We start from the raw sequence: 12,989 nt of genomic DNA, 5'->3' as shown, positions 1-12,989 counted from the left end.
CCACGGCCCTGCCCGTCGATGTGCTGCGGTACCGTCGCCACGCTTCGCCGGTCTGCCCACTGTCGTAAAGGAATTCTTCGTACTAAGGTGCGGCGGAGAAGGTTAGTTCCAGGCGGCGCGAGGGAGAAGTGGCGTGAACAGGTGGAAACGGCTGGCCCCGGTCACCGCCGTGGTGGCCTCGGTCGCGATGGTGCTGACCGGCTGCGGAGGCTCCGGCGAAGAGGCGGCCGACGACAGCAAGCTCACGGTATGGATGATGGGCGAGGGCGGCGACGCGCAGAACGCCTTCCTCGACTCGGTCGAGGCGGAGTTCCGGCAGAAGCACCCCGACACCGACGTGGTGGTGCAGTACATCCCCTGGCTCGAAGCGCCCAAGAAGTTCCAGGCGGCGCTCGCCGGCGGTGAAGGACCGGACATCACCGAGTTGGGCAACACCGAGACCCAGGGCTGGGCTGCCCAGGAGGCGCTCGCCGACGTCAGCGGCCGGATGGGCGGCTGGGCAGAGGGCAAGGACCTGCTGCCCGACCTCGTGAAGAACGCGCAGCTCGACGGCAAGCAGTACGGCGTGCCCTGGTACGCGGGCGTCCGGGCGGTCTACTACCGCACCGACTGGTTCGCCGAGGCGGGCGTGCAGCCGCCGAAGACCTGGGACGACCTGGTCAGCGTGGCCAAGGCCGTGCAGGCGAAGAAGAAGGGCACGTACGGCATCGCCCTGCCGGGCAACTCCGAGCTGCCCTTCTACTCCTTCCTCTGGGGTGCCGGTGGCGAGATCGCCAGCAACCAGGGCGGCGCCTGGAAGTCCGGTTACACCACTCCCGAGGCGCAGCGGGCTGTCAAGTTCTGGACCGACCTGGTGACTGTGCACAAGGTTGCCCCACCGGCCGCGGCCGGCTGGAACGAGATCGACGCGCGTACCCAGTTCGCCACCGGCAAGGCCGCGATGGCCTTCGCCGGCAGCTGGCAGCAGGCCGCCATCAAGAAGGACAACCCCGAGATCGAGAAGGTCTGGGGTACGTTCCCGATCCCCGGCCCGGACGGCAAGGCCGCGCCCGCGTTCGCCGGTGGCTCGGACGTGGCGATCTGGAAGGACAGCGAGCGTCAGGACCTGGCCTGGGACTACCTGACAGTGCTGCTCAACAAGAAGAACGCGCAGAGCTTCGCGAGCAGCCTCGGCTTCTTCCCCGTCTACCAGGATCTGGTCGCCGGTGACACGTACGCCAACGACAAGGTGATGGCCGCGTTCGCCACCACCATGCAGAACACCAAGCTCACGCCGCTCACCCCGAAATGGGTGGAGGTCAGCCGGACCAAGACGGTGACCCAGGCGATGAACAGCTCGGTCATGAAGGGCCAGAAGACGGTCGAGAAGGCCACCGCCGACGCGGCCGCCGAGATGGAAGGCATCCTCAACAGCAAGTGAGCGTCCTGACGAAGACCTCGCAGACGTCCGCCGCGCGGGAGACCCCCGCGCGGCGGCGTCGCCCTGTGGACCGCCTGCCCTACCTGCTGCTCCTGCCCGCCCTGGTGATCATCGGGGTGTTGCTGCTCTGGCCGCTCGGCCAGGTGGTGACGATGTCCTTCTACCGGCTCAACAGCGTGCGACAGTTGCGCGGCGACCGGGAGTGGCCCTGGGTGGGTCTCGGCAACTACACCGAGATCCTCACCGATCCGTTCTTCCTGACGGTGCTGCGCAACACCGTCCTGTTCGCGGCGGCCAACGTGTTCCTCACGATGGTCCTCGGCACCCTTGTCGGCCTCCTGCTCAACCGGCTGGGCCGCAAGATGGCCACCTTCGTCGCCAGTTGCGTGATGCTCGCCTGGGCCACCCCGGCGCTGACCGGCACGATCGTCTGGAAGTGGATTTTCGACGACACGAGTGGCCTGGTCACCTGGCTGTTCAACGCGCTGCCGGACGGGCTCTCCAACGCCCTGTTCGGCCGCAGCGACTGGACCGGCTACGGCTGGTTCAACTCGCCGCTGCTGTTCTTCGCCATCCTCACCCTCGTGGTGGTCTGGCACTCGTTCCCGTTCATCGCGGTGAGCGTGCTCGCCGGCCTGAAGAGCGTGCCGAGTGAGCTGCACGAGGCGGCCCGGGTGGACGGCGCGAGCCCGTGGCGGGTCTTCTGGAAGATCACGTTCCCGTTGCTGCGCCCGGTCTTCGGGATCCTGATCGTGCTCTCCACCATCTGGGACTTCAAGGTCTTCACCCAGCAGTTCGTGTTGGCCGGCGGCACCCAGGACCGGCCGACGTTCATGCTCTCCATCTACTCGTACGCCGAGGCGTTCTCGCCGCCGCCGAAGTACGGCCTCGGCGCGGCCATCGCGGTGATCCTCACGCTGATCCTGCTCGTCGTCACCGGCTTCTACGTACGGATGGTGCTCAGGCAGGAGGACGAGTCGTGAAGAAGATCGCCCTGAACGGCGCCGGGTTGCTTGTCGCGCTCTTCGCGGCCTTCCCGGTCTACTGGATGATCTCCACATCGCTCAAGCCGAGCAGCGAGATCTTCTCGTCCACCCCGCAGCCGGTGCCGGCTCATCCGACGCTTGCGCACTACCGGGAGATCCTCACCGGCAACCTCATCCCCGGCGTGAGCTTCCTCGACTTCTTCCTCAACAGCGCGCTTGTGGCCGTCGCGACCGTGGTGCTCAGCGGTCTGGTCGCCCTGCTCGCCGCGACGGCGGTGGCCCGCTTCCGGTTCAAGCTGCGGACCAGCTTCCTGATCATGCTGCTGGTGGTGCAGATGATCCCGCTGGAGGCGCTCGTCATCCCGCTCTTCCTGATGATTCAGCGGCTCGGGCTCTACAACACGCTGCCCAGCCTGATCCTCACGTACCTGGGCTTCTCACTGCCGTTCGCGGTCTGGATGCTGCGCGGGTTCGTGGCGGCGGTGCCCAAGGAGTTGGAGGAGGCGGCGGCCATCGACGGGGCCAGCCGGGCACAGACGTTCCGCCTTGTGCTGTTTCCGCTCGTCGCGCCCGGCCTGGTGGCCACCAGCATCTTCTCGTTCATCACCGCGTGGAACGAGCTGATCTTCGCGTTGACGTTCATCAACGACCAGAGCCGCTACACGCTGCCGGTGGCGATGACGTTCTTCTTCGGTCGGGACGACACGAACTGGGGTCCGGTCATGGCCGCCTCCACCCTGTTCACCCTGCCGGTCATCATCTTCTTCCTGCTGGTGCAGCGGCGGATGGTCTCCGGCCTGGTGGCCGGGGCCGTCAAGGGCTGACCCCGCGCGGAAGTCGGCCGCGGCTGGCCGCCACTAGGCTGGCGGCCATGACGGGCAGGGTGGCAGCGGTGAACCTCGGCATCGTGACCGAGGCGAAGTGGGCCGGCGACGCGAGCGGTCGCAGCGGCATCGACAAGCGGCCGGTCGACGGGCCGGTGTTGATAAGCGTCGACGGGGTGGCCGGCGACTTCATCGCCGAGCGGGCCCATCACGGTGGCCCCGACCAGGCGGTCTACGCCTACGCCGAGGAGGACGCCGCGTGGTGGGCGGCGGAGCTGGGCCGTGCCATCGGGCCGGGTGGCTTCGGTGAGAACCTGTCCACGTACGCGGTCGACGTGACAGGTGCCGTGATCGGCGAGAAGTGGCAGATCGGCTCCGCCCTGCTTCAGGTCACCAAGCCTCGGACGCCCTGCACCACCTTCGCCGGATTCTGGGGCGTACCGGATCTGATCCGGCGCTTCACCGTCCGGGCCAGCCCGGGGGCGTACCTGCGGGTGCTGCGCGACGGTGAGGTGGGCGCCGGCGACCCGGTCGAGGTGGTGGAGCGGCCCGCGCACGGCGTGACGATCGGCGAGGTGTTCCGGGCGACAAGCCTGGAGCCGGAGCTGCTGCCCCGCCTGCTCGACGCGGACGACCTGCCGGAGTCGATCCTGGACAAGGTCCGCCGCCGTCTCGCCACCCGCAGCTGACGTCCCGCCGGAGCCGGCCGCTGTTCGGAGGCCATTTGGACGATGACGCTCCTTCATTATCATTATCAGTAGTGATAACGTGTGGCCGTGGAGATGGCGAGAGAACGCTGGGCGGACCTGGCACTGCACCCCGTGCGAATCCGGATCCTGCGCGCGGTCGCGGGCACACGTCTGACCACACAGGGCCTGCTTGAGCTGCTGCCCGATGTCCCGCAGGCCACGATGTACCGGCACCTGGCGATCCTGGTCAAGGCCGGGCTGGTCGAGGTGATCGATGAACGCAGGGTGCGCGGTGCCGTCGAGCGGGTGTACGCGTTGCCCGCGCGCGGCGCGACGCTCGACCCCGCGGCCCTCGCCACGGCTACGCGGGAGGACCACGCGCGTTACTTCACGGCGTTCATGTCGAGTCTGCTGTCGGAGTTCTCCCGCTATCTCAGCCGGGAGCGGATCGACTTCAACGCCGACGGTGTGGGCTACCAGCAACTCGTGCTGCACCTGACCGACGCCGAACTGGGCGAGTTCGCCGCCGGTCTCAACGCTCTGGTGGGTCCGTTGCTCGCCCACCAGCCCGGCGGCGAACGAATACCGCGACTGTTGGCGACCGTTCTGCTGCCCACCGATCCGCCGACGGCCGACAGGCGCGCAGCGGCGCCGACGGACGAAAGGCGCGCACCGGCGCCGACGGACGACTCCGACACGACGACAGGGGATGACTGATGGCATCGGTAATGGTGACCAACGATGTGATCGACATTCGGTTCACCGGATGGGAGCGGGTCTGGGTCGGGCGGGAGTGGTTCGCGCTGCCCCTCACCGCGGTGCGGAAGGTCGCCCTGGCGGACAACCCTCTGCGTCTGGCCCGTGGCGCCCGCCGGGGATATGTGGTGTCCGGCTTCGCCAAGATCGGAGTGTGGGGCCTGTACGGCGGTCCCCGACAGCTCGTGGCGGCCCGACGGGCGGAACCAGGGCTGCACCTCGTCCTGGACCGGGCGGCGGCCGGCGGCGAGTTCGACGAGGTCGTGCTCTCCGGGCCGGCCGCGCCGGGCCTCGTGGAGACGATCACGCGTGCCATGGCGGCCCGCGCGTGACCGGCGACCACCTCGCGATCGAGGTGTCGTGCCTGACGAAGCGATACGGTGACGTCACTGCTGTCAATGATCTGAGCTTCACCGTGCGACCCGGCGTGATCACCGGCTTCCTCGGCCCGAACGGCGCCGGCAAGACCACCACGATGCGCATGATGACCGGGCTGGTGTCGCCGAGCAGTGGCACCGCCACGATCGGCGGGCAGCCGTACGGTCAACTGGCCCGGCCGTCGCGCACGGTGGGCGCGGTGTTCGACGGCAACGCGTTCCACCCTGGACACACCGCCCGCGACCACCTGCGCGTCTACGCCGCGATGGGCGGATACCCGGACAGCCGCGTCACCGACCTGCTCGACCTGCTCGGCCTCGCCGAGGCTGCGCACCGTCGTACCCGGGGATTCTCCACGGGCATGCGGCAGCGGCTCAACCTCGCCACGGCGTTGCTCGGCGACCCCCGCGTCCTGCTGCTGGACGAGCCCGGCAACGGCCTGGACCCGGCAGGCGTGTCGTGGCTGCGCGGCTTCCTGCGCCAGTTCGCCGACCAGGGCCGCACCGTCCTGATCTCCAGCCATGCGCTCGGCGAGATCCAGCAGCTCGTGGATGACGTGGTGGTGATCCGGCGCGGCGAACTCGTCGCCGCCGGGCCCTGTTCCCGGCTCGCCGGTCCGCCAGCGGTGCTGATCACCTCACCCGACGCGGACGCGCTCGTCGCCGTTCTGGCGGCCCACCCGCCCAACGGCGGCACGGCACCGCATGTCGAAGCCGTCGGGCCCGACCGGCTGCGGGTACGCGGGCTGGACGCGCCGGGCGTCGCCGACCTCGCCGCGGCCCATCATGTTCGGGTGCACGAGCTGGTCGTCGAGACCACCGGTCTCGAAGAACTCTTCCTCGATCTCACCAGGGACAAGGCGGCCATCTGATGAATCTCCTGATCAGAGCGGAGTTCCGCAGGCTTCTGGCCACCCGGATGTGGGGTGGCCTGCTGCTCGCCGCCGCTGCGCTGGGCGGCGGCATGTTCGGGGCCATGGCGCTGGTGGGGCCGGAGAACTTCGACCCGCCGATGCCCGGTCTGGACACCGAGGCCGGTCTCCGCGCGATTCTCGGCATCCTCGGCTACACCGCCTTCGTGCCGGCCGCGGCCGGGGCCCTTGCGGCCACCTCCGAGTACCGACACCGCACCGCCGCTGTCACCTTCCTGTTCGCTCCGCGCCGTGGGCGGGTGCTCGCCGCCAAACTCGCCACGTACGCGGTCGTCGGTCTCGCCTATGGGCTCGTCCTCGCGGGCACCGCCGCGGTGGCGCTGTTCGCCGTCGCCGCCGCCCGCGGCGTCCCACTCGGTCTGCCGGTCACCACCGTGCTGGCGCTGCTCGGCCGCATCGCCGTCGCGATGGTGGTCTACCTGCTCCTCGGGGCTGGGGTGGGCGCCCTCGTCCACCACCAGATCGCGGCGCTGTGCGTCGTGGTCGGCTATCTGTACGTGGGGGAGCCGGTGCTGATGATGATCCCGGGCATCAACACGCTGTACCCGGTCCTGCCCGGCGGAGCCACCGCCGCGCTCACCGACTTCACATACGTCGCCGACGCCATCTCCGCGGAACTCGGCAGCGGCGCCGTCCACCTGCTCCCACCGACGGCGGGCGCTCTCCTGCTCACCGCGTACGCGGTGCTCGCCGCGGCGATCGCCGTGCTGCTCCCGCTGCGCCGGGACGTCAGCTGACCGTCCCCGGGACGACACGCCGATGAGAACAGGATGACGGGGTGGACCCCTGGTCTCCCGGAGGCCGTTCTCAGCCGCAGTTGTTAGGAAGGGCCCCCTGTTATGCAAAAAGCGATAACAGGGGGCCCTTCCTTACATCGTCAGCGGAGCCAGGGGACGCTGCGGTCGAGCAGGCCGCGCTCCTTGAGCTCCTTGCGCAGCGGGATCTCGTCGTCGACGTATCCGTCCCAGTTGATGCCCCAGTAGTTGGCGGTGTGGGTGCCCTCGCCGATCAGCTGGCGCTGCACGGGGGTGCGGTTCTGGTACCACTCGCCGTTCACGTCGGGGTGCAGCTCGTCAAGCGGACGGATCCACCGGTAGGTGTAGCCGACGAACAGCATCTTGCGGGTGATCGTCGACAGGTTCGTCGACCGCGAGTGCCACTGCCGGCGGTCGAAGATGAAGGCGTCGCCCGGGTTGGCGGTGATCTCCACCGTGCCCTCCGGGTCGGGGTTGTGCACGCTGAGGTCCTTGGGCCGGTCCAGCGAGTTCCACAGGTGGCTACCCGGGATGACCTTGGTGGCGCCGCGACCGGTCTCGGAGAGGTCGGACAGCACGTACGCGACCTTGAGCGAGAACATCGGCCGGGGCAGGTTCGGGTCCATCGTCTCCGGGTCGGAGTTCTGGCGGTACCCGTCCTGGTGCCAACCCCAGTACGGCTTCTCCGGCTCGGCGGCCGGCGGGGTGACGTCCAGGTGGTTGTGGTGGGTGTAGATGTTCCAGCCGGCCAGTCCCCACATGTACGGGAAGGCGATCGGGTGGGTGAGCAGCTCACCGAACAGCTCGTCGCGCTCCAGGAAGCCCAGCAGGTGCAGGGTGCCGTCCTTCTTGGTGGTGCCCTTTGCCTGCTCCTCCGCGTAGACGCGGTCGACAGCCGCCTCCAGCGCCGCCCGGTGGTCCTCCGTCAGGACGTTGCGCAGCAGGAGAAACCCCTGCTCATGGAACTCCTTGCGGTCAGTGTCGCTGATCGGTTCGTAGCCGGTCCGGTCGCCGTAATCGAACACCGCGTCGTACCCCTCCCCATGAGGTGAATCTGTTTCTGGCACAGGCCGCCGATCGTAACGCGGGCGTCCCGGCGGTGGGAGGGCGAGCGGTGGGAAGTGGCCCGGTGCCCGGACGGCATGCAGCGAGGTGCGTGCCGAGAGTCACATTCGTGTCGTCGGCAACGGGGTTTGCAAGTATTTGCCCGATTGTGCGGTCACTGCCGGTAAAGAGATCCGGGAACTCACCCCTCGGTGAACACCTCGGCCACTACCTGACCGGTAGGGCCCTGCTCACCGGACACCTGACCCCAGGTGCCGTTTCGGGCCGTCCACTCCTGGTCGCCGAAACGGACCCGCTTCACGCCGTGGTCCTGGGCGTGCGACACCAGCCAGTGCGCGTACCGCCAGCCGTCACGCTGGTCGCCCGCCGTCACCGCCAGCCCGGTCGGGTCGGTCGGGTCGATCCCCTTCAACCCCCAGTCCAGCACCAGGTTGCGGGTCAGCTGCGCGGCCGCCGCCGCGCCGAACATCACCGGGGTACGCCCCACAGTGCAGGCCACAGCGCTCGTGGCGTCGCCGAGCAGCGCCTTGCTGAGCACCTCGGACTCGTCGGCCCACTTCTGGTACGCCTCGGGAAACGCCGAGCGCTGCACCCGCTGGGCGGCGTCGGTGACCCGCATCTCCTCCCAGCCGCGCACCTTCTTCAGCGCCGCGTAGAAGCGGTTCGCCGCGTAACGCTGGTCCCGGATCTGTGCCGGAGTGCCCCAGCCCTGACTCGGGCGCTGCTGGAACAGGCCCACCGAGTCGCGGTCACCGTCGGCGAGGTTGCGCAACCCCGACTCCTGGTACGCGGTTGCCAGCGCGACCACCACGGCCCGCTCGGGCATACCGCGCTGGGCGCCGATCGCCGCGATCGTCGCCGCGTTGGCCATCTGGTCGGCATCAAGCACGACCCGGCCGTCGGCCTGGACCGTGCAGGTCCGGCCCGCCAGCGGCAGCCGGAGCCGATCCCCGGCCTGCCGGACCACGACCCAGATCGCGATCACGGCGACGAGGATGAGCACCACACCACCCGACACGGCTGCCCGAGTCCGCACTCACACCCCCAGATTCGACAGTCCGACAAGCGTACGTCCCCGTTGACGCCGTCCGGGTCGTCCGACCGGTTCCCGCCCCGAAAAGCGGGGAAGGTCGAAGTGACGTTCCCCGCTTTCACCAGGACAAACCGCTACTCGGCGGCCGGCACCCAGGCGGCGTCCCGCTTCTCCCGGAAGGCCATGATCCCCTCGCGTCCCTCGTCGGAGAGGAAGAAGCCTGTCGACAGGGCGGAGAGGCGGGCCAGTTCGTCGCGCAGCTCGGCGGTGCCCGGCCGGCGCAGCAGATCCTTCGCCCCGGCCAGCGCCCGGGGCGCGCCGCGCACGAGCGAGTCGCAGTAGCGGGCCACCGACGCGTCGAGACCGTCGGCCGGCACGGCGGCCGTGACCAGACCGATCTCGGCGGCCCGCCGGCCGTCGAAGGTGTCGCCGGTCAGGTACAGCTCGGCGGCGGCACGCGGGTGCAGCCGGGGCAGCACGGTTGCCGAGATCACCGCAGGGATCACGCCGATCCGCACCTCGGTGAAGGCGAACGTCGCCTCCTCGGCGCACACCGCAAGGTCGGCGGCCGCGATCAGACCCAGCCCGCCCGCCCGGGCCGGCCCGGCGACCTTAGCCAGCACCGGCTTCGGGCACTCCCACAGGGCGGTGAGCACATCGCCGAGCATCGCCGCAGGCACCGTCCCGCTGGCGTACGCCATGGCGGTCTCCTTGAGATCCGCTCCGGAGCAGAAGACCGGGCCGGTGTGGTCGAGCACGATCACCCGAACCGTGTCGTCGGCGACCGCGTCGGCGAGGCCGGTCAGCAACTGGGTCATCAGGGCCGTGGAGAGCGCGTTGCGGTTGTGCGGACTGTCGAGGGTGAGGGTGGTCACCCCATGGGCCGTGGCGACCCGCACGAGGACGTCGGGAGAGGTCATGCCGGGCACACTAGTGGCCATGCCCGGCGTCCTTCCAGATGGTGAGACCGTCCCCGTCGACGGATCGCTGCCCGCCACCGCCACCAGCGCTGTCGGCGCGCGCGGTTTCGGCGTGTACGTGCACGTCCCGTTCTGCGCCAGTCGCTGCGGCTACTGCGACTTCAACACGTACACGGCCGCCGAGTTGGGCGGAGGGGCCAGCCGTGAGGGGTACGCCGACACTGTGCTCGCCGAGTTGGCGCTCGCCGCCCGGGTGCTCGGCGACAGCCCGCCGCCCCGCGTCGACACGGTCTTCGTCGGCGGCGGCACGCCAACCCTGCTGCCCGCCGACGACCTGGCCCGCATCCTGGACGGCATCGACAGCACCTGGGGGCTGGCCGCCGACGCCGAGGTGACCACCGAGGCCAACCCCGAATCGGTCACCCCGGAATCGTTGAAGCTGCTGCGCAACGCCGGCTACACCCGGATCTCGCTGGGCATGCAGTCCGCCTCCCCGGGCGTGCTGGCGATCCTGGACCGCAAACACAGCGCCGGCCGGGCGACCGCCGCCGCCCTGGAAGCGCGCGACGCCGGTTTCGAGCACGTCAACCTGGACCTGATCTACGGCACGCCGGGGGAGCGGGCCGAGGACTTCGCCGCCTCGCTGGAACAGGTCGTGGCCGCCGGGGTGGACCACGTCAGCGCGTACGCCCTGATCGTGGAGGACGGCACCCGACTGGCCGCCCGGATGCGACGCGGCGAGCTGGCGTACCCCAGTGACGACGTGGCCGCGGACCGCTACCTGGCAGCGGAGGCAGCCCTCGACGCGGCCGGCCTGTCCTGGTACGAGGTGTCCAACTGGGCCCGCACCGACGACGCCCGGTGCCGGCACAACCTGCTGTACTGGACCGGCGCGGACTGGTGGGGGCTCGGGCCCGGAGCGCACAGCCACGTCGGCGGGGTGCGTTGGTGGAACGTGAAGCACCCCACGACGTACGCCCAGCGGCTGGCCGCAGGCGCGTCACCGGGCCTGGCCCGTGAGGTGCTCACCGCCGACGAGGCGCACATGGAGGACGTGATGCTGCGGCTGCGGCTGGCAAGCGGCCTGCCGCTGGCGGTGCTCGACGTCGCCGGCCGGGCCGGCGCCGATCGGGCGCTCGCCGACGGCCTGCTGGCCGCCGACGACTACGCGGCCGGGCGGGCGGTGCTCACCCTGCGCGGCCGGCTGCTCGCCGACGCCGTGGTCCGCGACCTGCTGCCCTGAACCGACGCGCCGCCCCCGACCGGCGACGTGCGCCGGACCGGCCGGGGGAGCGGCCGGCCCGGGTCACTTGATGAAGGTGGCCGACATCGGGTAGCGGTAGGACGCGCCCTCGTTGGCCTTCATGCCGGCGATGATTCCGAACAGGATCTGGATCACCACTACCGCGACGCTGGGCAGGAAGAGCAGGCACCAGCTCACGAAGAGCAGCACGAACGCGATGATCGACCAGAGGATCTGGAAGTTGAGCGCGGCCAGGGCCTGCGCCCGCACGGTCGGCGACTGGTTGCCGCGGACCAGGTAGGCGATGAGCGGGGCCACGAAGCCCAGCGGACCGAAGCTGATCAGCGCGCCGGCGGCGCCGCCGAAGTGCGCGACAAGCGCCCAGGTCTTGTCCTCGTTGTTGGCGTAGCCGCCGCCGGGGCCGCCGTAGGCGCCGCCCGTCGGATAGCCGCCAGTGGGGCCACCCGGCGGGTAGCCACCGGGCGGGGGATAGCCGCCACCTGGGGGGTAGTCGCCCGGCGGGGGATATCCACCAGGCGGAGGGTAGCCACCTGACGGCGGTTGGTCACCGGTGGGCGGCGGATACCCGCCGGCCGGGGGATAGCCGCCCGAGCCAGGTGCCCCGGACAGTGGTGCGGTGGGTGGCTCGGCCGAGTAGGGCGAGCCTGCCGGTGAGGTCGGCTCCGGCGGGTAGCCGCCAGGGTCTCCCGCACCGGGTGGGCGAGGTGGTTCAGTCATGGTGTCACGGTAGGGGTGGTTGGCAACGCCACACCAGAGCGACACCGCCGAGCCCGACCCGGCTGAACGGGCAACGAGGAACGAACAGCGGCGACCTTGATCATCGCGTCGGCGGGCGCGCCGACGTAGACTGGCACTCGTTACAGTCGAGTGCCAAGCGGCCCGCCGGCCCCGTTCGGGTCGGTGGCCGACGCGCGACAGGAGGTGCGGAGGATGGGTCTGGACGACCGGAAGCTCGCCGTGCTCCGCGCCATCGTCGAGGACTACGTCTCCACCCAGGAGCCGGTCGGCAGCAAGGCGCTTGTCGAGCGTCACCAGCTCGGTGTCTCCCCGGCCACGGTCCGCAACGACATGGCCGTGCTGGAGGAAGAGGGCTACATCCGGCAGCCGCACACAAGCGCCGGCCGGGTGCCCACCGACCGCGGCTACCGGCTCTTCGTCGACAGGCTGTCCCGCGTCAAGCCGCTCAGCCCGGCCGAGCGCAGGGCCATCGAGCGGTTCCTGGTGGGTGCTGTCGACCTCGACGACGTGGTGCACCGCACAGTCCGGCTGCTCGCCCAGCTGACCCGCCAGGTGGCCGTCGTGCAGTACCCGAGCCTGGCCCGCTCCTCGGTGCGGCACCTGGAACTGGTGCCGATCTCCACCACCCGACTCATGCTTGTCATGATCGCCGACACCGGCCGTGTCGAGCAGCGGCTGGTGGAGCTGCCCGGCCCGGTGCCCGCCGACGACGTCACCGACCTGCGCCGCATGATCAACGAGAAGCTCGCCGGCGAGCGGCTGTCCGACACCCCGCCGCTGGTGCAGGCGCTGGTCGAGGAGGTGCCGGCCACGCTGCGCCCGGCCATGACCACACTCGCCTCCGTCCTGCTGGAGACGCTCGTCGAACGGCACGAGGAACGCATCGCGCTGGCCGGCACCGCAAACCTCACCCGGGGCGGCCTGCTCGACTTCCAGGGCTCACTGAGGCCGATCCTCGAAGCCCTGGAAGAGGAGGTCGTGCTGCTCAAGCTCATCGGCGAGACCGAGCCGAGCACGACCCGGGTGCTGATCGGCGACGAGAACGAGTTCGACAACCTGCGCGCCGCCTCGGTGGTGAGCACCGGATACGGCCCGGGCAGCACAATTGTCGGCGGCCTCGGGGTGCTGGGGCCGACCCGGATGGACTACCCCGGCACCATCGCCACGGTGCGCGCCGTGGCACGCTACGTGGGCGAGCTGCTGGCCCAGAACTGACAAGTCAGGGCCGAC

General features: G+C 70.1%; 14 protein-coding genes. 10 read left to right on the top strand and 4 right to left on the bottom strand.

All coding sequences use genetic code 11. The features are described from left to right. The first annotated feature begins 133 nt into the window (after positions 1-133). The 8 genes from ACPXB1_RS22395 to ACPXB1_RS22360 all read left to right on the top strand — a co-directional run bounded on the left by ACPXB1_RS22395 (position 134) and on the right by ACPXB1_RS22360 (position 6,721). Positions 134-1,420 (top strand): sugar ABC transporter substrate-binding protein, encoded by a 1,287-nt coding sequence (locus tag ACPXB1_RS22395; RefSeq protein ID WP_355595986.1) that lies wholly within the window; start codon positions 134-136, stop codon positions 1,418-1,420. Continuing rightward, positions 1,417-2,403: a carbohydrate ABC transporter permease gene (locus tag ACPXB1_RS22390; RefSeq protein WP_355595988.1), complete on the top strand. Its 987-nt coding sequence runs from the start codon at positions 1,417-1,419 to the stop codon at positions 2,401-2,403. The genes ACPXB1_RS22395 and ACPXB1_RS22390 overlap by 4 nt, the downstream gene beginning before the upstream one ends. Next, positions 2,400-3,230: a carbohydrate ABC transporter permease gene (locus tag ACPXB1_RS22385; RefSeq protein ID WP_355595990.1), complete on the top strand. Its 831-nt coding sequence runs from the start codon at positions 2,400-2,402 to the stop codon at positions 3,228-3,230. Before ACPXB1_RS22390 ends, ACPXB1_RS22385 begins: the two co-directional genes overlap by 4 nt. A 47-nt stretch (positions 3,231-3,277) precedes the next feature. After that, complete coding sequence (locus ACPXB1_RS22380; RefSeq protein ID WP_355595992.1) at positions 3,278-3,919, top strand: MOSC domain-containing protein; 642 nt, start codon at positions 3,278-3,280, stop codon at positions 3,917-3,919. Positions 3,920-4,012: 93 nt separating this feature from the next. Further along, positions 4,013-4,636 (top strand): helix-turn-helix domain-containing protein, encoded by a 624-nt coding sequence (locus tag ACPXB1_RS22375; protein ID WP_355596174.1) that lies wholly within the window; start codon positions 4,013-4,015, stop codon positions 4,634-4,636. Beyond that, positions 4,636-5,007, top strand: a complete 372-nt coding sequence (locus ACPXB1_RS22370) for a hypothetical protein (RefSeq protein ID WP_167943050.1) — start codon at positions 4,636-4,638, stop codon at positions 5,005-5,007. The genes ACPXB1_RS22375 and ACPXB1_RS22370 overlap by 1 nt, the downstream gene beginning before the upstream one ends. Next, entirely contained in the window at positions 5,004-5,924 is a 921-nt protein-coding gene (locus ACPXB1_RS22365; protein ID WP_355595994.1) for an ABC transporter ATP-binding protein, read from the top strand. The genes ACPXB1_RS22370 and ACPXB1_RS22365 overlap by 4 nt, the downstream gene beginning before the upstream one ends. Next, a complete protein-coding gene (locus ACPXB1_RS22360; protein WP_425735742.1) occupies positions 5,924-6,721 on the top strand; it encodes an ABC transporter permease in 798 nt (265 codons plus the stop codon). Before ACPXB1_RS22365 ends, ACPXB1_RS22360 begins: the two co-directional genes overlap by 1 nt. A gap of 140 nt (positions 6,722-6,861) precedes the next feature. Here the strand turns inward: ACPXB1_RS22360 and ACPXB1_RS22355 are convergent, their stop codons facing one another. The 3 genes from ACPXB1_RS22355 to ACPXB1_RS22345 all read right to left on the bottom strand — a co-directional run bounded on the left by ACPXB1_RS22355 (position 6,862) and on the right by ACPXB1_RS22345 (position 9,757). Continuing rightward, complete coding sequence (locus ACPXB1_RS22355; protein ID WP_053656093.1) at positions 6,862-7,764, bottom strand: phytanoyl-CoA dioxygenase family protein; 903 nt, start codon at positions 7,762-7,764, stop codon at positions 6,862-6,864. 221 nt (positions 7,765-7,985) lie between these two features. After that, the gene (locus ACPXB1_RS22350) at positions 7,986-8,840 is read right to left on the bottom strand and encodes a hypothetical protein (RefSeq protein WP_355595998.1); all 855 of its coding nucleotides are present in this window, start codon (positions 8,838-8,840) and stop codon (positions 7,986-7,988) included. Positions 8,841-8,971: 131 nt separating this feature from the next. Continuing rightward, on the bottom strand, positions 8,972-9,757 hold the full coding sequence (locus tag ACPXB1_RS22345) for an enoyl-CoA hydratase family protein (protein ID WP_355596000.1): 786 nt from the start codon (positions 9,755-9,757) through the stop codon (positions 8,972-8,974). A 19-nt stretch (positions 9,758-9,776) separates the two neighbouring features. On the opposite strand from ACPXB1_RS22345, the gene hemW reads away from it, so the two are divergent. Then, a complete protein-coding gene (gene hemW, locus ACPXB1_RS22340; protein ID WP_355596176.1) occupies positions 9,777-11,000 on the top strand; it encodes a radical SAM family heme chaperone HemW in 1,224 nt (407 codons plus the stop codon). Between the two features lie 63 nt (positions 11,001-11,063). Here the strand turns inward: hemW and ACPXB1_RS22335 are convergent, their stop codons facing one another. Next, the gene (locus tag ACPXB1_RS22335; protein WP_355596002.1) at positions 11,064-11,738 is read right to left on the bottom strand and encodes a DUF4870 domain-containing protein; all 675 of its coding nucleotides are present in this window, start codon (positions 11,736-11,738) and stop codon (positions 11,064-11,066) included. Positions 11,739-11,951: 213 nt separating this feature from the next. On the opposite strand from ACPXB1_RS22335, the gene hrcA reads away from it, so the two are divergent. Then, a complete protein-coding gene (gene hrcA / locus ACPXB1_RS22330) occupies positions 11,952-12,974 on the top strand; it encodes a heat-inducible transcriptional repressor HrcA (RefSeq protein WP_355596004.1) in 1,023 nt (340 codons plus the stop codon). The last annotated feature ends 15 nt before the right edge of the window (positions 12,975-12,989 follow it).

This window comes from Micromonospora sp. DT68, from assembly GCF_049847245.1.
GTDB classification, from domain to species: Bacteria; Actinomycetota; Actinomycetes; order Mycobacteriales; family Micromonosporaceae; genus Micromonospora; species Micromonospora profundi.
The sequence above is the reverse complement of the archived record's forward strand: the minus strand, read 5'-3'. Positions and strand labels throughout refer to the sequence as shown.

Bases quoted from the DNA above. Each gene is read 5' to 3' on its own strand.
- ACPXB1_RS22380 (WP_355595992.1), top strand. From the start codon at position 3,278: ATGACGGGCAGGGTGGCAGCGGTGAACCTCGGCATCGTGACCGAGGCG.
- hrcA (WP_355596004.1), top strand. From the start codon at position 11,952: ATGGGTCTGGACGACCGGAAGCTCGCCGTGCTCCGCGCCATCGTCGAG.
- hemW (WP_355596176.1), top strand. From the start codon at position 9,777: ATGCCCGGCGTCCTTCCAGATGGTGAGACCGTCCCCGTCGACGGATCG.
- ACPXB1_RS22345 (WP_355596000.1), bottom strand. From the start codon at position 9,757: ATGACCTCTCCCGACGTCCTCGTGCGGGTCGCCACGGCCCATGGGGTG.
- ACPXB1_RS22370 (WP_167943050.1), top strand. From the start codon at position 4,636: ATGGCATCGGTAATGGTGACCAACGATGTGATCGACATTCGGTTCACC.
- ACPXB1_RS22335 (WP_355596002.1), bottom strand. From the start codon at position 11,738: ATGACTGAACCACCTCGCCCACCCGGTGCGGGAGACCCTGGCGGCTAC.
- ACPXB1_RS22360 (WP_425735742.1), top strand. From the start codon at position 5,924: ATGAATCTCCTGATCAGAGCGGAGTTCCGCAGGCTTCTGGCCACCCGG.
- ACPXB1_RS22375 (WP_355596174.1), top strand. From the start codon at position 4,013: ATGGCGAGAGAACGCTGGGCGGACCTGGCACTGCACCCCGTGCGAATC.